The sequence below is a fragment of the Pseudonocardia asaccharolytica DSM 44247 = NBRC 16224 genome (assembly GCF_000423625.1).
GTDB classification, from domain to species: domain Bacteria; phylum Actinomycetota; class Actinomycetes; order Mycobacteriales; family Pseudonocardiaceae; genus Pseudonocardia; species Pseudonocardia asaccharolytica.
The window spans coordinates 54,164-72,713 of the sequence record NZ_AUII01000012.1; the positions used below are offsets into that span (position 1 = coordinate 54,164).

23 protein-coding genes are annotated in these 18,550 nt (G+C 71.6%); all 23 read left to right on the top strand.

The window, feature by feature from the left end; translation table 11 throughout:
• Positions 1 to 6 precede the first annotated feature (6 nt).
• The 23 genes from G567_RS0114615 to G567_RS0114725 all read left to right on the top strand — a co-directional run bounded on the left by G567_RS0114615 (position 7) and on the right by G567_RS0114725 (position 18,472).
• On the top strand, positions 7 to 1,545 hold the full coding sequence (locus G567_RS0114615) for a phage portal protein (RefSeq protein WP_028930582.1): 1,539 nt from the start codon (positions 7 to 9) through the stop codon (positions 1,543 to 1,545).
• A gap of 2 nt (positions 1,546 to 1,547) precedes the next feature.
• Positions 1,548 to 2,348, top strand: a complete 801-nt coding sequence (locus tag G567_RS28925) for a hypothetical protein (protein ID WP_051233060.1) — start codon at positions 1,548 to 1,550, stop codon at positions 2,346 to 2,348.
• Positions 2,349 to 2,397: 49 nt separating this feature from the next.
• The gene (locus G567_RS0114625; protein ID WP_147201160.1) at positions 2,398 to 2,961 is read left to right on the top strand and encodes a hypothetical protein; all 564 of its coding nucleotides are present in this window, start codon (positions 2,398 to 2,400) and stop codon (positions 2,959 to 2,961) included.
• A gap of 48 nt (positions 2,962 to 3,009) precedes the next feature.
• Positions 3,010 to 3,966, top strand: coding sequence for a phage major capsid protein (locus G567_RS28930; RefSeq protein ID WP_037057291.1), 957 nt, complete (start codon positions 3,010 to 3,012; stop codon positions 3,964 to 3,966).
• The gene (locus G567_RS0114635; protein WP_028930584.1) at positions 3,966 to 4,364 is read left to right on the top strand and encodes a hypothetical protein; all 399 of its coding nucleotides are present in this window, start codon (positions 3,966 to 3,968) and stop codon (positions 4,362 to 4,364) included. Before G567_RS28930 ends, G567_RS0114635 begins: the two co-directional genes overlap by 1 nt.
• Before the next feature lies 1 nt (position 4,365).
• Complete coding sequence (locus tag G567_RS0114640; RefSeq protein ID WP_028930585.1) at positions 4,366 to 4,557, top strand: hypothetical protein; 192 nt, start codon at positions 4,366 to 4,368, stop codon at positions 4,555 to 4,557.
• 24 nt (positions 4,558 to 4,581) lie between these two features.
• Complete coding sequence (locus G567_RS32135) at positions 4,582 to 5,016, top strand: Gp19/Gp15/Gp42 family protein (RefSeq protein WP_147201161.1); 435 nt, start codon at positions 4,582 to 4,584, stop codon at positions 5,014 to 5,016.
• The gene (locus G567_RS0114650; RefSeq protein ID WP_028930586.1) at positions 5,013 to 5,357 is read left to right on the top strand and encodes a hypothetical protein; all 345 of its coding nucleotides are present in this window, start codon (positions 5,013 to 5,015) and stop codon (positions 5,355 to 5,357) included. The genes G567_RS32135 and G567_RS0114650 overlap by 4 nt, the downstream gene beginning before the upstream one ends.
• A gap of 5 nt (positions 5,358 to 5,362) precedes the next feature.
• Complete coding sequence (locus G567_RS0114655) at positions 5,363 to 5,662, top strand: HK97 gp10 family phage protein (RefSeq protein WP_028930587.1); 300 nt, start codon at positions 5,363 to 5,365, stop codon at positions 5,660 to 5,662.
• Positions 5,659 to 6,063, top strand: coding sequence for a phage tail termination protein (locus G567_RS28940; RefSeq protein WP_037057297.1), 405 nt, complete (start codon positions 5,659 to 5,661; stop codon positions 6,061 to 6,063). The genes G567_RS0114655 and G567_RS28940 overlap by 4 nt, the downstream gene beginning before the upstream one ends.
• Before the next feature lie 70 nt (positions 6,064 to 6,133).
• On the top strand, positions 6,134 to 6,811 hold the full coding sequence (locus G567_RS28945) for a phage tail tube protein (RefSeq protein WP_037057299.1): 678 nt from the start codon (positions 6,134 to 6,136) through the stop codon (positions 6,809 to 6,811).
• Between the two features lie 26 nt (positions 6,812 to 6,837).
• Entirely contained in the window at positions 6,838 to 7,026 is a 189-nt protein-coding gene (locus tag G567_RS0114670; protein WP_028930588.1) for a hypothetical protein, read from the top strand.
• A complete protein-coding gene (locus G567_RS0114675) occupies positions 7,026 to 7,322 on the top strand; it encodes a hypothetical protein (protein ID WP_028930589.1) in 297 nt (98 codons plus the stop codon). The genes G567_RS0114670 and G567_RS0114675 overlap by 1 nt, the downstream gene beginning before the upstream one ends.
• 149 nt (positions 7,323 to 7,471) lie before the next feature.
• On the top strand, positions 7,472 to 7,768 hold the full coding sequence (locus G567_RS0114680) for a hypothetical protein (protein ID WP_028930590.1): 297 nt from the start codon (positions 7,472 to 7,474) through the stop codon (positions 7,766 to 7,768).
• A gap of 7 nt (positions 7,769 to 7,775) precedes the next feature.
• A complete protein-coding gene (locus G567_RS0114685; protein WP_028930591.1) occupies positions 7,776 to 12,137 on the top strand; it encodes an aggregation-promoting factor C-terminal-like domain-containing protein in 4,362 nt (1,453 codons plus the stop codon).
• The gene (locus G567_RS34260; protein WP_147201162.1) at positions 12,134 to 13,060 is read left to right on the top strand and encodes a hypothetical protein; all 927 of its coding nucleotides are present in this window, start codon (positions 12,134 to 12,136) and stop codon (positions 13,058 to 13,060) included. The genes G567_RS0114685 and G567_RS34260 overlap by 4 nt, the downstream gene beginning before the upstream one ends.
• Positions 13,061 to 14,149, top strand: a complete 1,089-nt coding sequence (locus tag G567_RS0114695; protein ID WP_028930593.1) for a hypothetical protein — start codon at positions 13,061 to 13,063, stop codon at positions 14,147 to 14,149.
• Positions 14,146 to 15,285, top strand: a complete 1,140-nt coding sequence (locus tag G567_RS0114700) for a hypothetical protein (RefSeq protein ID WP_028930594.1) — start codon at positions 14,146 to 14,148, stop codon at positions 15,283 to 15,285. Before G567_RS0114695 ends, G567_RS0114700 begins: the two co-directional genes overlap by 4 nt.
• A complete protein-coding gene (locus G567_RS0114705; RefSeq protein ID WP_028930595.1) occupies positions 15,285 to 15,857 on the top strand; it encodes a hypothetical protein in 573 nt (190 codons plus the stop codon). Before G567_RS0114700 ends, G567_RS0114705 begins: the two co-directional genes overlap by 1 nt.
• Positions 15,858 to 15,869: 12 nt before the next feature.
• Positions 15,870 to 16,199, top strand: a complete 330-nt coding sequence (locus G567_RS0114710; protein ID WP_028930596.1) for a hypothetical protein — start codon at positions 15,870 to 15,872, stop codon at positions 16,197 to 16,199.
• 62 nt (positions 16,200 to 16,261) lie between these two features.
• Complete coding sequence (locus G567_RS0114715; protein ID WP_028930597.1) at positions 16,262 to 16,912, top strand: LysM peptidoglycan-binding domain-containing protein; 651 nt, start codon at positions 16,262 to 16,264, stop codon at positions 16,910 to 16,912.
• A gap of 44 nt (positions 16,913 to 16,956) precedes the next feature.
• Complete coding sequence (locus G567_RS32145; RefSeq protein ID WP_147201337.1) at positions 16,957 to 18,210, top strand: glycoside hydrolase family 16 protein; 1,254 nt, start codon at positions 16,957 to 16,959, stop codon at positions 18,208 to 18,210.
• Positions 18,211 to 18,235: 25 nt separating this feature from the next.
• Positions 18,236 to 18,472, top strand: coding sequence for a hypothetical protein (locus tag G567_RS0114725; protein WP_028930598.1), 237 nt, complete (start codon positions 18,236 to 18,238; stop codon positions 18,470 to 18,472).
• Positions 18,473 to 18,550: the final 78 nt, after the last annotated feature.

An 18,550-nucleotide genomic window follows, 5' to 3' on the forward strand; every position in this document is an offset into this window, starting at 1 on the left:
TGAGCGTTGGCCGAGTCCACCGACCTGTCCCCCGTCGAGTGGCTGGGGACGCTGGGCCCGAAGCTGCTGGCCCGCCGCGAGAAGGTCGAGGTGTGGCGCCGTTACTACGAGGGCGACCACGATCTGCCGGTCGGCCCGGGGCAGCACAAGGACGCGTTCATCCGGTTCCAGAAGCTGGCCCGGACGAACCTGTGTCGACTGTGTGCCGAGTCGATGGTGCACCTCACCCAGGTCACCGGGTATCGCGACGTCGACAGCTCGGATGATGCGGTGTGGCGGCTGTGGCAGCAGGCCCGGCTGGATGGGCGGCAGTTCGGGATCTGGCGGAAGGCGTACTCGCGGTCCGCGGCCTACGTGGTGGTCGGGGTGGATCGGCGGGACCGGCGGCGGCCGCTGGTGACGATCGAGGGCCCCGAGAACGTGATCGTGGAGACCGATCCGGCGGACGCGCGGCGCCGGTTAGCGGCGCTGCGGCTGTGGCACGACCCGCTTGCCCGCCGCTGGTTCGCGACCGTCTACCTGCCGGGGTGGCGCTACCGCTACCGCACGAAGGCGCAGTACAAGACCGCCGAGGTGGGCGGGCCGCTGCGGTTCACCCCGGATCGGTGGGAGGCCACCGCGGAGCCGGCCCGGTCGCTGGCGGAGGTGCCGGTCGTCCCGTTCCTGAATGGGGATGAGGGGGAGGAGCCGGCCGCCGAGTTCGCCGCCGGCATGGACGTGCAGGACCGGCTGAACCTGACGGTGCTCAACCGGTTGACCGCCGAACGGTACGGGGCGTTCCGGCAGCGTGGGTTGTTGAACTTCGACCCGGAAGAGGACCCGGTGACGGGTCTGCCGGTGCCGCCGTTCAACCCGGGCGCGGACGCGGTGTGGACGGTGCCACCACCGGAGCCGGGTGACCCGGAGCCGAAGCTGTTCGACTTCGCGCAGACCGAGACGTCGGGGATCCTGCGCGGCGCCGAGGCGGACATGCGGGCGTTCGCCGCGATTACGATCACCCCGGTCTATTACCTGCCGGGCGATCTGGTGAACATCGGCGCGGACGCGGTCGCCGCCCTCGCCGCCGGCCACCAGGCGAAGGTCCGCCAGCGGCACGCCCAGTGGGGGGAGGACCTCGAAGAGGTCATGCAGCTGATGGCGGACGTGGCCGGCCTGGACCGGGACCTGTCCAACAGCGAGATCGTGTGGGCCCGCCCGGAAAACCTGAACCCGGCGCAGGTCGCTGACTACGCGGTGAAGCTGGTGGGGGCGAAGTTCCCGATCACGATGGTGGCCGAGGAGATCGGGTGGTCGCCGCAGCGGGTGCAGCAGTTGCGGGCCGAGCTCGCCGCGGACGCCCTGCGCGCCGGGTTCGCCACCCCGCAGGCGGAACCACAGACCGAAGCATCCGGGTCTTCCGCAGACGACATTGCCAAACGTGTCACCGCTGCTGGCGCTCTGATCCGCGCCGGGTTCGCCCCGGAAGCGTCTCTGCGCGCGCTTGGGCTCGACCCGATCGAGCACACCGGGCTGGTCCCCGTGACGGTGCGGTCGGACGCTGAGTGACGATGGTGTCGGAGGGATTCGCGCAGCGGCGACGGGCGCTGTCCGAACGGCTGATTGACGCTCTGGTCGCCCTGTTCCTCGGGTTGGGGTCGTGGCGCGACGAGGACGCCGCCCGATTCGTCGCACAGGCCGTCCCGCTCGTCGAGGGCGCTCAGCACACCCTCGCCGGGCTGGTCGCGTACTTCACCGCGGTCCAGGCCAGCGAAGCGGTCGGCGTGCCCGTCGCGCCGCCGCCGATCCCGGCCGAGGACGTCACCGGCCTGCGGGCCGGGGTCACACCCGCGGAGGTGTACCGGCGGCCGTTCACGACCGTCTACACCGGCCTCGGCCGCGGCCTGGACCTGCCCACCGCGGTCGAGCGGGGCGCGACCCGGCTCCAAGAGATCACCGAGATGGACCTGCAGCAGACCTACGCCCGCGCGGCCCGTTCGGCCATGCGGTCCCTGCCCGGACGTGCGCGCCCGACGGGGTGGCGGCGGGTGCTGGTTGGCCCGGGGAACTGCGCGTTGTGCGTGGTCGCGTCCACCCAGCGGTACACCCTCGCTGACCTCAACCCGATCCACCCCGGCTGCGACTGCACGGTCGCGGCGCTGTACGGCGGCCAGGAGCACGTGATCGAGCCCGAGCTGCTGGAGCGGGTGCACGGCGCGGTGGAGGAGCTCACCGGACAGGCCGACCGGGGCGCCCGCGCCCCCGACTACCGCAAGCTCGTCGTGTCGATGACCCGTGAGCACGGCGAGCTCGGCCCGCTGTTGGTGCGCCCCCTCGACCGGTTCACCACGGCGGCCCAGCTGCCGACCTGAGTCTCCGCGCCCGACACGGGCGCGGTCACATCCCGACATGGGAGCGAACATGAGCGACGACAACACCACCCCCACCCCGCCCGCCGGCGATGGCGGCGGGACCACCCCGCCCAACGGCGGGGCAGCGCCGGGCAAGCCCGACACGGGCGGCGAGCCGGACTGGCAGGCCAAGGTCGCGGCGGCCGAGCGGGAGGTGGAGAAGTGGAAGAGCCTCGCGCGTAAGCACGAGGGCAACGCCAAGGCCAACGCCGATGCCGCGTCCAAGGCCAAGACCGTCGAGCAGCAGCTCGAGGAGCTGCGGGCCCAGCTGGCCGAGCGGGACGAGCAGGACCTGGTGCGCAACGGCCGGCTCGCGAAGGCGCAGGTGCGCACGAAGCTCGCCGAGGCCGGGATCCGCGGTGACGCCGCCGCCGGGCTGCTCGATCTCGTCGACGCCGCGGCGCTGCTGCGCGACGGCGAGCCGGACGACAAGGCCATCGCCAAGTTCGCGGACTCGCTGACGAAGCTCACCGGCCAGGCCGTGCCCGACCCCGATCAGGGGCGCAGGGGCGGTGAGGCCCCGGCGGACATGAACAACCTGATCCGGCGCGCTGCCGGGATCAAGACCAGCTGATCAAGCCAGCGGCACGTACGTCCGCTGCGCGAGTAAACGGAGGTAATCGTGCCGTTCGACAACGTCGTGTCCCGCACCGATGCGGAGGCGCTCGTCCCCGAGGAAGTGTCCAAGGTCATGCTCGGCAAGGCGGTCGAGGACTCGGCCGTGCTGAGCCTGTTCCGCCGTGTCCCGGTGTCGCGCAAGCAGCTGCGCTTCCCCGTGCTGTCGGCCCTGCCCGTCGCCTACTTCGTCGACGGCGACACCGGGCTCAAGCAGACCACCGAGACGGCGTGGGCGAACAAGTTCCTCAACGTCGAGGAGATCGCCACGATCATGCCGATCCCGGAGAACGTGATCGAGGACATGGACGCCAACGTGTGGGACGACGCCGAGCCGTACCTGCGGGAGGCGTTCGCGCGTTGCCTCGACAACGCCGTGTTCTTCGGGGTCAACGCCCCCTCGTCGTGGCCGACGAACCTCCGGGCAGCGGCCGTCGCGGCCGGCAATGTCGTCACCGAGGGCACCGCCTCGGCCGCCGAGGGCGGCTACATGGGAGACCTGGACAATCTGATCGCCACCGTCGAGGAGGACGGCCACGACGTGTCCGGGTTCGCGGCCGCCGTGTCGGCGCGCCGGAAGTTCCGCGCGGCCCGCAACACCCAGGGCGACCGGCTCGACCCGGGCCGCATCGGACCGGACCTGCGAAGCCTCGACGGCTCACCGATCATCTACCCGCTGCGGGGGCTGTGGCCCGACGGCGGCGCGGCGGGTGAGAACACCCGCATCATCGCCGGGGACTTCGCCGGCCAGTTCGTCGTCGGGGTCCGCCAGGACATCACGATGAAGATCCTCGACCAGGCGGTGATCACCGACAACACCGGTGCGATCATCTTCAACCTGCCGCAGCAGGACATGATCGCGGTCCGGTTGAAGTTCAGGGTCGGCTGGCAGGTCGCGAACACCATCAACAACGATCAGCCGAGCGAGGCGCAGCGCTACCCGGCCGCTGTGATGGCGTACTGATGGTCGCCGTCGCAGTCGCCGGGCGGGGCCCCGAGGCCCGATCCGTGGCGGGGGTCGTCACGACCGCCGACACGGATACGGTCACCGCACCGGCGGGGAGCTTCCAGGCCGGGGATGTCGGCCGCGCGGTCACCGGTGCCGGCATCCCGGACGGTACGACCGTGGCGTCGGTGCAGAGCGCCACCGCGGCCACGCTTTCCACCACCGCGACGGCATCCGGGACCGTGACCGTGATGCTCGGCGCGGGAGCACCGGCGGTGTACGGGTTCCGCGGGTGGGCCCCCGAGTCCGCCGCCGAAGCGGGCACCTACTCCATCGCCGGCGGGGCCGGGGCGAGTGCCCCGGACCGGATCACCGACCCCACGACGCCGATCACCCGGCGAACCAGGAGCAGCTGAGATGGCCGACACGACGCAGGACCACGGGGCCACGCGGGTGGTGCCGCCCGCCGACGGGGCGGTCCACGGCTACGTGGGGACGGTCCCGGACAACACCCCGAACGCCGCCTACACGCACCCCCGCGAGGAGCCCGCTGCCCCCACCAAGGCGGGGGACAAGCCCAAACCGGCGCGGGCCACGACCCGCACCTGACCCAGACGAGGGGAGGTGGGGCTGATGTCGAGCTACGCGCAGATCGAGGACGTCGCGCTCCGCCTCGACCGGCCGATCCCGCCGACCGAGCAGTACCGGGTCCAGGTGCTGCTCGACGAGGCCGAGGTCGAACTCGCCCTGGCCGCCGGGGACATCGCCGCCCGGATCGCGGCCGGGAAGACAACCGCCGAGCGGGTGCGGCGCGCGGTGTGCGAGATGGTGCTGCGGGTACTGCGCAACCCGTCCGGGTTCCGCCAGCAGTCGGTCGGCCCGTTCTCGGTCACCGCGGACCGGCAGGTGGCGTCCGGGCTGCTCACGGTGTCACGCCGGGAGCGTCGGCTGCTCGGGCTGCGTGTCGGCGCGGCCACGGTGTCACTGTCGGACGCCGACAACGGGCTGGCCGTGCTCGGCCGGACCCCGCGGCGGTGGCCGGCCGAGACCACGCTGCCGCTGCCGTGACCATGTTCCGGTACACCCAGACCGTCACGGTGTGGGTGGAAATGCGTGACCGGACCGGGGACTTCGTCCGCTCCGGCGAACGGGACCTCCCAGGCTGCGTGATCTCCCCCCGATCAGTGTCCGAGGTCGGCAGCACCGAGCTCGACACCGGTCGCCGCGGCACCGTGAGCACCGGGCTGAACCTCTACGTCCCACCCGGGTCCGGGCTGACCCCCAACCATCGGGTCCGGCTCCCCGACGGCACCGTGTGGTCCGTCGTCGGCCACCCCGCGCTGTGGCAGTCCCCGTTCACCGGCTGGCACCCGGGCGACCAGGTCGAACTGCAACGCGTCGAGGGGTGAGAGCTGTGGCCGTCGAGTACCGGGCGAACGTCCGGAGCATGGGCGCCTACCTGCGCCGCTCGGAGGCGCTGCAGACCGCGACGATGGAGCTGGCCGCCGACATCGCCGCCGCCGCGCGGCGGATCGCCCCGGTCGACTCCGGTGACTACCGGGCCGGGATCCGCACCCAGCCACGTGCCGGCCGGGACCGGGTCGGCGCAGCGGTGGAGGCCACCGCCGCGCATTCGGCGGCGCTCGAGTTCGGCACCAAGCGCACCGGGCGCCGCGGCCAGCATGTGCTGTCGCGGGCGGCGGAGTCGACGTGACCCTGCCGCCGTTTCCCGATGCCGAGCTGCTGCTGCTCGACCTGCTCGAACCGATCGCCGGGGACGGCACCACGGTCACGCACACCGATACCGATCTGGCCGCGCCGTGCGTGCAGGTGATGCGCACCGGCGGCCGGGACGACGGGGTGACCGACCGGGCCCGCATGCAGATCACCTGCTACGGGGCCGACCGGCGGGCGGCGTGGGAGCTGAGCGCCCGGGTCGCGCAGGTGGTGCTGGCGGCCGGGGGGACCGCCGTGACCGGTGACTACGTCACCAACGTGTTGATCGACTCCACGGCGACGATCATCGCCGGGCGGGAGCTCGGGCAGCGGAACCCGGACCTGCGGATCGTGATCTCCGAGTTCTGGGTGTCGTTCCGCCGTCCCTGGTCGGTCTGACCGCAATCCGATTTCAAGCCGCCCCTGTTGGGGCTGTTCACCAACGCCCTGGGAGAGGGAGGAACCTGCTGTGCCGCTGCTCGAGGACATCCAGCAGAAGCAGAACGAGTTGATCCGTAAGTGGGTCGCCGCGTCCATGTTCGTGGCGCCGGAGACGGCGGCTGTGCCGACGACGCTCACCACCTACACCGCCGGGCCGCCGGAGACGATCGAGCTGGCCGCGCTGCCGGTCGGACCCCCGGCCTACGTGGACCTCGGCCTGGTGACGAAGGACGACGGCTACTCGTGGGGTAACGAATGGGACGTCTCCGAGACGACCTCGCACGGGTACGCCGACCCCACCCGACGCGACATCCTCACCAACACGAGCACCGTGGGTTTCACCGCGCAGGAGACCAAGAAGACCGTCCTGGAGATGTTCCACAACGTGGACCTGTCCGCGGTCACCCCGGACACCGACTCGGGTGAGGTGACGTTCGCCAAGCCGCTGCAGCAGGCGACCCGCTACTACCGGGCGTTCTTCATCGGCCGGGACGGGGTGGGCCCCCAGACGATCTACATGGGGGCGCTCTACCCGCGGGCGATGGTGTCCGAGACCGGGGAGCAGACCGGGTCGGAGGAGTCGGAGTACGCCTACCCGATGACGTTGACCGCGACCCCGGACCAGGCGTTGGGAACGTCGGTGCGGTTCTTCTTCGGTGGCCCGGGCTGGAAGGCGCTGCTGACGAAGATGGGCTTCACCCCGTGACCGACCGCGACGTGAGGAGACGACAAGTGGCAGACAACAACAGGCCGGTGACGCTGGTCGGGCCGGGCGGGGACGAGGTCACCGTGACCTCTCCGGCGGCGATCAACCAGTACCGGTACGGGCTGGGCTACCGGGTGAAGAACGAGCTCGCGCCGCAGCCGGCGGTGGTGCGGCGGAAGCCGGCCGACGCGGACGCGTCCGGGAAGCAGGGCTGATGGCCAGGGAATACGACTTCGACTCCTACCTCGCCGAGGCCCGCCCGACCGACTTCGTGCTCAAGGCCGGCGACGAGCGGATCGTCATCGAGCCGCCGGACGGTGAGACGGTGGTGCTGCTCGACGAGGCCACGACCGGCCGCCGCGTCCTGGAGCTGATCTGCGGTGACCAGTTCGGGGCGGTCTGGGAGTTGGTGCGGCACCGGCACTCCGGGGTGCTGAACAAGCTCGCCCGTGACATCGCCAAGCACTTCGGGTTGGACCAGCCCCCACCGGGGGGTGGAAGGGCCTCGTAGAACTGATCGGCCGGTTCGGCGAGGCCATCGAGTACGACCTGTTCGAACGCGGCTGGGACCTCCTCGACTACTTCCGGGGGGTCCGGCCGTGGCCGCAGCTGCTGCGGCTGATCGAGAAGCTGCCCCAGCACTCGCGCTATCAGCTGGCGGTGGCCGACGACGACGAGCTGCATGACGCGCGCGCCCCCGCCGCCGGTCGGGGTTCGGGTCGGCGGGGACCGGCGCTGGAGTCGTGGTCGGCACTGGATGAGCTGCGCGCCGACCTGGCCGACGGGTTCAACCTCGTGCAGCACGCGATCGTGGCGGTGAACACCCCGAAGGGGAAACCGCGGCCGAAGTTCACACCTGCGCGCCGGCCGAAGACCGCGGCGGATCGGGCGTTGCGGCGTCAACAACTACAGGTGCACGAGGAGATCGTGGCTGCGGTGCTGCCGTCGAGGGGGTGACGCTTCGATGGCCCAGTACCAGGCGGGCACGGCGTTTCTGCAGGTGCTGCCGTCGCTGAAGGGATTCCACCAGGCGGTCCGCAGCGAGCTGCGGGGGGTCGGGTCGTCGCTGGGGCAGGCGGCCGGGCAGGAGACCGAGAAGGCTCTTGCCCCAACGTTGACGAAGATCCGTTCCGATCTGTCGTCGGTGGGGTCGTCGGCGGAGTCGGCGGGTAAGACCGCCGGGCAGGCGTTGGGGTCGCGGCTGGCGTCCGCGGCCGCGCCGGGGCTGGCCGCGCTCGGCCGGTTCCGCGACGGGTTCACCAACGCCTCGACCGCCGCATCGGGGCTTGCCGGGGCTGCCGGGACGGTCGGTGGGGCGACCCGCCGGGCGATCGACCCGGTCCTCGGCGCCCTTGGCAAGGTTCGGGACGGCTGGAGCTCCTCGACCGCCGCCGCATCAGCGTTCTCCGGGGTCGCCGGGACGGTCGGTGGGGTGGCGCGCCGCGCGTTCGACGGGGTCACCGGCACCCTCGGGCGGGTCCGTGACGGGTTCGTGTCCGGAGAGGCCGCGGCGTCGGCGTTCTCCGGCCGCGCCGGCACCCTCGGCGGGGCGCTGCGGTCCGGGCTGGACGGGGCCCGGTCGGCGGTGGGCCGTCTCGGCGGCGGGTTCACCGAGCTGTCCGGGCACGCGTCCGGGGTGTTCTCCCGCATCGGCGAGTCGATCAAGTCCGGGATCCAGGCGCCGATCGTCGCCGGGATCGGGCTGCTGAAGCAGTTCGGGGCGCTGGCCGGGGTAGCCGGGGCCGGGTCGGCGGTGTTCGCCGGGGTCAACCGGCTCTCCCAGATCGAGCAGGCCAACGTCGCGCTCAAGACGATGATGGGCAACGCGGAGAAGGCCAAGGGTTTCCTCGACGAGGTCCTCGCCTTCGCCAAGACCACCCCGTTCGCGTTCCCCGACCTGGCGAACGCCGCCCGCAACCTCGTCGCGTTCGGCATGGACGCCCGCAACGTGATCCCCACCCTGGAGGCGGTCGGCAACGCCGCAGCCGGCGCCGGGCAGGGCTCGGCCGGGCTGACGATGATCGCCGACGCGTTCGGCGCGATCCAGGTCGCCGGGCGGCTGTCGCTGGAGGAAGTCAACAGGCTCTCGGCCAACGGCATCCCGGCGCTGCAGATCCTGGCGAACCAGGCCGGGATCACCGCGAACGAGATGCGCGACCAGATCAGCAAGGGCGCGGTCGACTCGAACACCGCGATCTCCGGGCTAGTCAAGGGCATCCAGGAAGGCACCAGGGGGATCGCGGGGGAGACCCCGCGCTTCGCCGGCCTGATGAACCAGATGAAGGACACCTGGGTCGGGTCGATCGACTCGCTCAAGTCGTCCATCTCCTCGACCATGGCGACGCTGATCGAGCCGGCGCTGCCGCACATCCGCGCCGGCATGAAGATCGTCGGCGACGAGTTCAAGAAGCTCCCCGACCTGGTCAAGGCCATCGGCAGCAACGAGATCTTCCAGGAGATCACCGGCGGAATCCAGGCGTTCTTCGGGGCGCTGCGCGACGGCGGCAACGACATCACCAGTTCGGGGCTGGCCGGGTTCCTCGAGGCGGTCGGGTTGGCGGCGCGGAACATGTGGGAGGCGCTGTGGCCGGCGGTCAAGTTCCTTGGCTCGATCGCGATCGGGGCGGCGGTGACCGCGTTCCGGCTGCTCGGGGCCGCCCTGGATTACGTGTCGCCGATCGTGGTGAAGCTGTCGGAGTGGCTGCGGCCGCTCACCCCGATCATTGTGGGGATCGCTGTCGCGGTCGGTGGGTTCTACGCCGTCGCGGGCACCGCGACGCTGGTGGTGGCTGGGTTCACCAAGGCGGTCGCGTTCGCCAAGGGCGTGATCCTGTCGGTGCGCACGGCGGTGTGGCTGCTCAACGCCGCGTTCGCGGCGAACCCGATCGGGCTCGTTGTCGCGTTGATCGCCGGCCTGGTCGCCGGGGTGATCTACGCGTGGCACAACTTCGAAGGCTTCCGTAACGTCGTTACGGCGGTGTGGGGGGCGATCAAGACCGCGGCGCTGTGGGCGTGGAACAACGCGCTCAAGCCCGCGTTCGACGGGATCGTCACCGCCGCCAAGGCGGTCGGCGCGGCCGCGGTGTGGCTGTGGGAGAACGCGCTGCGCCCGGCCTGGGACGGGATCGTCACCGCCGCGCGGGCGGTGGGGGCGGCGTTTTCCTGGCTGTGGAGCACGATCCTCAAGCCGGTGTTCGGGTTCATCGGCGACGCCGCGCTGTTCCTCGCGAAGCTGGTCATCGCGCTCGTCGTCGGCCCGATCGTCGCCGCCTGGGAGCTGCTGGGCGCCGCGTTCTCCTGGGTCTGGTCCGCGATCTTGAAGCCGGTGTTCGACGCCGTCGCCGCGGCCGGGCTGTGGCTGTGGACCAACGCGCTGCTGCCCGCGTTCCGCGGAATCCAGGCGATCTGGGACGGCCTGGTCGCGGCCATGAAGTGGGCCTGGGAGAACATCCTGCGCCCCGCCTGGGACGCCATCTCCGCCGCCGCGACCTGGCTGTGGACCAACGTCCTGTCCCCCGTGTTCGGCTGGATCAAGGACACCTGGGACCGGCTGCTGCTGGGTATGAAGGTCATCTGGGAGAACGTGCTCAAGCCCGCCTGGGACGCCGTGGCCGCCGCGGCGACCTGGCTCTGGTCGAACGTGCTGCGGCCGGTCTTCGACTGGATCAAGGCCGGGTGGGATGCGCTCGGCGCGGCGTTCCGCTGGATCTACGACCACATCATCAAACCCACATTCGACTTCTTCGCCTCCGCCGCCGAGGGGTTCAAGAACACCTTCGACCGCATCGTCGGCGGCATCAAGCGCATCTGGGAGGGCATCAAGGAGGCCTTCAAGGCACCCGTCCGGTTCGTGATCGAAACCGTCTGGAACAAGGGCATCGGCTGGCTGTGGGACAAGGCCAAGTCGGTGTTCCCGCTCGGCGACTTCCCCCGTGTCGACCTGTCCGGGTGGGCCACCGGCGGCAGCGTCCACGGCCCCGGCACCGGCACCTCGGACTCCATCCCGGCGCTGCTGTCGGACGGCGAGCACGTGTGGACCGCGCGCGAGGTACGCGCCGCCGGCGGCCACGGCTACGTCGAATCGCTGCGCCAGGCAGCACTGGACGGGAACCTGCCCCGGTTCGCCAAGGGCGGCCCGGTGCGCTGGGACGAGCTGTGGGATGTGGTCCGCCGCGCCTTCCCGACCGCCCGGCTCACCTCCGCGGTCCGCCGCGGCGACTCCGGCGAGCACGGCGCCGGCCGGGCGATCGACGTGGCCGGGCCCCGGCCGATGGACAAGCCGTTCATGCTGAACGTGAACCGGTGGATCGCGGCGAACTACCCCGACTCCCACGAGCTCATCCACACCCCGGGGATCAACCTGTTCAACGGCCGTCCCCACACCTACAACGCCGCCACCCGGGCCGGGCATCACGACCACGTGCACTGGGCGCGGGTGGAGAAGGGCGGCATGCTCGACGTGCTCGGGCTGTTCGCGCGCCGCCCCGGCCTGGCCGCCGACATCGCCTACTACACCGCCCGCGACCAGATCCAGCAGATCCTCGACGAGGTCGTCGGGGTGGTCCGCGGCTGGGTCACCGCCGCGTTCCCCGGCAACGGCACCATGGTCGGCGACTTCCCGCTCAAGGCGTTCGACTGGGCGTGGGGCAAGGCCCGCGACTTCCTGTTCGGCAAGGCCGACGAGGCCGACGCGGCGAGCAACTCGGCCGCCGCCGGCAGCCCCGAGGTCATCGCCGCGGTGCAAGCCGTCGCGAGCCGGTACGGCTGGGGCTCCGGACCGCAGTGGGACGCGCTGTCGAAGCTGATCCAGGGCGAATCGTCGTGGAACCCGAACGCCGCCAACCCGTCGAGTTCGGCGCGGGGCCTGTTCCAGAAGATGACCTCGATCCACGGCCCGGTCGAGCCGACCCCGGCCGGGCAGGCCGAGTGGGGCCTCAACTACATCCGCCGCGCCTACGGCGACCCTGTCACGGCGTACTCGCGGTGGCTGTCGCGGTCGCCGCATTGGTACGACCGTGGTGGGCTCGCGGTCGGGCCTGGTCTGCTGCCGAAGCTCACCGCGAAACCGGAGCGGGTGCTGTCGCCGCGGCAGACCAGCGCGTTCGAGTCGCTCGTCGCGGTCCTCGGGGACGGCGCCTACCGCGGTGGTGGCGGACCCCGCCAGGTGTACGCCGACCAACAGCTGGCCGACGGGGTCCGCGGCGGCGACGGCGCCGAGACACTCAAGGTCGAGGTGCTTGCCCGGGAACCGCTGTCCAGCACGGAGATCGACCGGTTGGCCGCCGAGGTGGTCCGCCGCCAGCAGTGGGCGAGGCGAAGCCGGTGACGATCCTGACGGTCACCCTGGACACGCTCACCGCCTCGCACGGCTCCTATGGCCAGCACGTCGACGACACCGGCACGGCGTGGATCCTCACCGGCCTCAAGGGCTGGACCGCGGGGCCGGGCCGGCGTACCGCGCACAGCGAGCGGCCGACGGCGGACGGGGCGCACCGGTCGGCGGCCTACCGCGGCACCCGCACCCTGGAGCTGGTCGGGCGGATGTTCCCTCCGACTGTGGAGCTGGGGTGGGAGCACGCGGACCGGTTGGCCGCGTTGTGCCCGGACCCGGGGGAGCGGTACCCGCTGGTTGTGCAGGGCGCTCACCGCACTCTGGTGGCCTATGTGGAGCAGGCCGGGGACATCCTGATCGATCCGGTGTCACCGCGGATCTGGGACTGGTCGGTCCCGTTGGTGGCGGCCGACCCGTACCGGTACGACCTGGCCTGGACGTCGGCCTCGGCGGCGGGTGGGGACCCGGGGTCGGGGGGGATCGACTTCGGTGGGTCGGGCGCGGACTTCTCGTCGCCCGGCCTGGACATGGGCACTGCGCCGGCCTACATCGACGCCACTGTGGCCGGTGCTGGGACGGCGGAGGCGCTGCTGGTGCTGCAGGTGACCGGGCCGACGAACAACGTTCAGGTTGAGGGTCTCGGTACACCGTCGGTGGTCGGGGTGCGCGGCGCGGTCGCCGCCGGGGAGGCGTTGTTCGTCAACTGCACAGGCCGGGTGGCGTTCGATGTGCCCGGTTGCGCGGTGCCGATCCCGGCCCGGGGGGCGGTGCTGGGTGGGCAGAACGCCCGCGGCGCGATCTGGGTGTCCGGGGGCTGGCCAGCGCTGCTGCCGGGGGAGTTGCGCACCTTCCGGATGTCCGGCGCGACCGGCCCGGGTTCAAGCCTGACCGTGCATGCGAGGGGAGCGTGGGTCTAAGTGGGCACCGTCAAGAGTCTGATCAGCCCGTGGGCGGCCACGCTCAAGGTCACCGAGAATGAGGCCCGGCTGGCGCTGGGCGCGGGCTGGGCCAAAGCGCCCGGGTCGGCCTACCAGGCCGAGACCGGGGTGGTCGAGTCCGCCGGGCCGACCGCGACGAAGAGCAGCAACAACATCGTGGTGACCGCGCATCAAGCGATCGTGGAGAACGCCTCGGGGACGTGGGTGTGCACGTCGACGGCGTCACTGACCTGCCCGCTGGAGACCCCGCTGCCGGCCGCGGGCCAGTCGCGGTGGGATCTGATCGTCGGCGAGGTGGTGTCCGGGGACTATCAGCTGCGCTCGGTGACCGGCACCGCCTCGTCGAACCCGTCGGTGCCCGGTACTCCGATCAACACCATCGCGCTGTTCCGGACCCGGGTCACCAACGCCGGTCCCCAAGAGGTCATCGCGCTGTACTCGTGGACCCGGGCGCCGGGTGGGATCCGGTTGTGCGAGGACTGGGACACCCGTGTCGGCTCGTTCGAGGGCGACCTGCGCCGGTTCAAGAACGGGCAGATCGAGGCGTGGGTCGGCGGGGTGTGGGTGCCGATGGTGTCCCCGGCCGCCTGGACCCAGTGGAACCCGGTCCTGTCCTACGCCGGGCAGGGCGGGAACCCGTCGGGCACGGTGAACCTGGGGGTGAACGGGCAGGCGTTGGGCCGCTACCTGGTGTCCGGGAAGCGTCTGGACCTGGCCTACACGTTCTTCTTCGGCAACAGCGGAATCAACGCGGGCACCGGCACGATCTCCACCACGCTGCCGCCGGGGATGACCTCGCGCACCGGGCTGGAAACCCACGTGCTGTGCGTGCTCTACACCGGCAACGAGGGCGCGCAGAAGCTGTTCTCCGGGGCGTGTTTCCTGCCGCCCAACTCCACGGTGTTGCAGCCCCGGTTCCCGATGAACGAGTCCTACACCGGGCTGGGCAACCTGAAGGCGGCCAGCGCCCCGGGCGCGGCCGGCACCGGCATCCCGCAGCTGCCCGGCAAGTACCCGATCACCACGGCGTCGGTGCTGTCGATCACCGGGACGATCGAGATCCAGTGACCGCCCCCGAGTTTGAGGTGCTGGTGGCCCGCACCCGCACCGGGGAGATCGTCGACGGCCTTGATCAGCCCAGCTGGGCGTTCGACGAGCCCCTGGCCTGGGGCGAGGCCGGCCGGGCCGACGTCACCGTGGACCTCCCCGGCCGGGACCGGGCCGGACAGATCCTGCGCTCCACGCTGCGCGGCATCGCCGCTGGCATGTCCAGCCTCTCCCTGGCCGTGGTGCGCGACCGCACCGTGCTCTGGGCCGGCCCGGTCACCACCCTCGGATGGGACGCCACCGGGGTGCGGATCGGCGCCGCCACCCTGGACTGGGTGTACGAGCGGCGGATCGTGGTCGCTGACGGCTACTGGCACGACCCGGCCAATGAGGCAGCCGACCTCGTCCGCGACCTGCTGCCCCGGGACCTGGTGCTCGAGCTGCTGGCCCGAGCCACCGCCGGCCCGGGCCGGTCCCTGCCGGTGAGCCTGCCGGCACAGTCCGGCGCGGAAGGCAGCACCGTCACCTACCTGGGGGCGGACCTGCGCACCGCGCGGGAGACGGTGGCCGAGCTGGTCGACGCCGACGGCGGCCCGGACGTGCTGCTGCGCCCCCAGTTGTCGGACGACATGGCCACGCTGTCCTGGGATGTCGCGATCGGGGACCCGCACCTGGGAGGGCCGAACGACGACGCGGTCTGGGACTTCCCGCTGGTCGCGATCGCCGGGGAGTTGGACGACTCGGAGACCCGCACCGTCGCCTACGCCGCCGGGGACGCCCCCGACGGTGACGGCGGCGAGAAGCAGCGGCTGGTCGGGGTGTACGCGGTCGACCGCGGCGACCCGTGGCTGGTGTTGGAGCGCGCCGACCGGGACAACGTGTCCAACGCCTACCCCGATCAACTGGCCGCATTGGCGCGCTCCTACCAGCAGCAGTACGCGCAGGCCGTGGAGGAGATCACCCTGGCCGCCCCGTCCGACGCCGGCCCGCCGTATCGGGACACCTGGGGCCTGGGGGACACCTGCGGGTTCACGGTGACCGGGCATCCGTGGCTGGACGATGTGGCCACCCGTCGGCGGATCATCGCGGTGTCGATGACCCCCGCCGAGCTGAAGCTGACCACGATCGGCGAGCGGTTGACGCCGGGGAGCCCGTGATGGCCCGGATCGCGCGGACCACGAAGGACGTCGAGCCGCAGACCGAGCGACGGCTGCGCGAGTTGGACCGGCAGGCCCGGCACCCGGCGGACCGGGTCGCCCGCGGCGCGGCCGCCGCCGCGGCCCAGGGCGTGGTCGGCTACCGCACCCGGGCCGGGGGGAACATCCACCCGTTCGCCGGTGGCACCCGGCGGATGGTGCTCTCGGCCAGCGCGCCGGTGGTGGCCGACCGGATCTATCTGGTCTCGGCCCGGGTCGGGGTGTGGACGGACGGCGCGGACTCCGGCGCCGACCTGTTCCTGACCTACACCACCAGTGGTGTTGAGCCGACCACGTCCAGCCCCGATCTCAAGCAATCGTGGGTGATTTTCCCCGGTGGCGGCTTCGTCAACGAGGGCGTGTTGGACAAGTTGTACGCCCCCACGACCGACCACGTGCTGTCGGTGCTGCTGTCCGCGCAGGGGTTCTCCGCCGGGCAGAACTACGGGGTGTGGTCCTCCGGTGCCTCGCGCCCCGAGCTGTGGATCACCGACCTCGGAATGGACCTCGGCCCGTCCGGGGTCGATTACTGACCGGAGGCCCGCATGACCGCCCGCGACCCCCAGCAGTGGATCACCGACCGGCAGCGGGTCATCGCTACCCCGAAGCTCGGGGTGAGCGTCCGCGGCCGAGTCGTCGGCTACCAGCCCGAGCAGGTGATCGTCGAGCTCGACGACGGCGGCCGCGCTGGCTTCCCGGTGGAGCAGGTGTCTCCGCTGGTCGACGAGCAGACGCAGATCGAGGCCCAGGCGGTCGCCGCGCTCGGCGGCGGCACCGCCGGGCGGGATCGGCTCGCCGCGCTGCTCGACGCTGGCCTGCAGGTCGTCGAGACCAGCCGGCCGCGGCTGACCCGGCCGGATCTCCGCACGCAGTAGCCGCGCGGCGCGGCCCTGAGACCCCCACGGACTGACCGCATCAGTAACCCGGAGGAGGGTCTTTGACCACGCTGCTCGCCCGCTACCGCTACCGCGGCCGCCACCGCAAACCGACCCACACCGCCCGCAACGTCGCCGCGGCCGCCGCCACCGGCGTTGTGGTCGCCGCGCTGGCCACGCAGACCGCTGAAGCCACCGAGCTCGCACCCGCGGTGGACTGGGGCCCGATCATCGCGTGTGAGTCCGGTGGGGACCCACGCGCCCAGAACCCCCGATCCTCGGCGTCCGGGCTGTACCAGTTCATCGACTCCACCTGGCTTGCCTACGGCGGCGGCCAGTACGCGGCCCGGGCGAAGGACGCCACCCCAGCCCAGCAGACCGAGATCGCCAACCGAGCCTACGCGGCCGAGGGGCTACGTCCCTGGGCCGCGAGCAAGGGCTGCTGGGCCGGCAAGACCGGGCCGGCCACACCGAAGCCCGCACCAGCCAAGACCAAGGCGGAGCCGCCGCTCACCACACCGGCCCCGAAGGCGGCGGGGAAGCACCACCAACCGGCGGGCGTCGGGACCGGCGTCTACACGGTGCGGCCCGGCGACACCCTCTCCGAGATCGCCGTCCGCCACGGCACCACCTGGCCGCTGCTGCACGCCAAGAACCGCGCTGCCGTCCCGAACCCGCACCTGATCTACCCCGGTCAGCGGCTGGCCCTCTGACCGACCCACATCCTCGCTGTCCCAATCCCGAGAGGACCCTCGCTGTGCGACGACGACTCTGGTTGATCATCTCGGCGTGCGCGGCGCTGCTGCTGACGGTTGCTTGCCAGCCCGGCTCCTACGACATCTCGGTGACCGGACCTGGCGTGGACGGCTCAGGCACGGTGATCGTGGACGGCTCAACGTCTCCGCCGCCGACCACCGACCCCACATCTCCGCCGCCCACGACGGAGCCCCCGCCGACGGCGGGCGACACCACACTGACCGCGACCCCCCTGGACGGGCAGGTCCGCCTCGACTGGACGACCACCCGCACCGACATCACCGGGCAGCACATCTCCCGGGACGGCACCGACACCGACGGCACCGGCTACTGGGGCACCGACCTGGGTCCCGAGGTGCGCACGTTCACGATGGACCTGCTGCGCCCCGGTGACAGCTACACGTTCACGCTCAAGACGTGGTCGGCGACCGAGGCGTTCCCGGATGTGACGGTCACCGCGACCCCGCTGGGGGACGCGCTGCCGCCCACCACCGACCCGACCAGCCCGCCCCCGACGTCCGGGCCGCCACCGCCGGGTGGGGACCAGACCGAGGCCGCGGTCAAGTACGGGTGGGGCACCCCGATCTGGGCCGACGAGTTCAACTACACCGGCGCCCCGGACCCGAGTAGGTGGTCGGTCTACGGCGAGGGCGGCAGCGGCGGCTGCTGGCCTGGGCACGCCGGTAACGGCCGCCGTTGTGTGCACGCGGCCACCGTGAACGGGTCGGCGTTGGTGCAGACCGGGTTCGCCAACGGGGACAGCGCCGGGATGGCGGCCAAGCTGGACCGCCAGTACGGCCGCTGGGAGGCCCGGGTCAAGTCCTACTCGACCGGGCCGGGCAGCAACACCTACCACCCGCTGCTGCTCATCTGGCCGACGAGTGACATCTGGCCCGAAGATGGCGAGTACGACTTCTGGGAGAACGCCGCCCCGGACGGCACCTGCGCCGGGCATTTCATCCACTACCCGCACCCGAACATGCCGGTGCAGCAGGAGGGCGGTTGGTGCATGACCCCGGGCGTGGATCTGGGGCAGTGGCACAACGTGGCGGTGGAGTGGACCCCGGAGTACATCGCCGGGTTCATCGACGGGGTCGAGGTGTACCGCTATTCCGGGGGCGCCGGCCCCGGCGGGCGGTCGTGCATCCAGTGCATGCCGTCCGGGCATCTGACCATCCAGCTGGACAACTTCTCCGGCACCAGTATGCAGCCAGCCAAGTACGAGATCGACTGGGTCCGGGTCTACGGGATCTGAGCCGGAGGACTGATGTGGGTGCCCGATGCGCGTGAAGCCCGGAGCGATACGCGACGCCGTGCTGCTGATCGGGGGCCTGGCGCTGCTGGGCTACGAGACGGTCATCGCCGCGGAACCACGGATCGCGATCCTCACCATCGCCGCCGCGATGATCGGCCTCCCCGCGACGGTGCTGGCCGACCGCAAGCTGATCTCCCGAAACACCACACCATCGGAGTCGGACCCGTCCCCGGGTCCGCCGTCGGGGAGGCCACCACGGTGACCCAGCTCGGCCAGATCGTCGAATCACACCCAATCAGCACCGCCTACCTGACGCTGTGCTCGCTGTCGTGGCTGATCG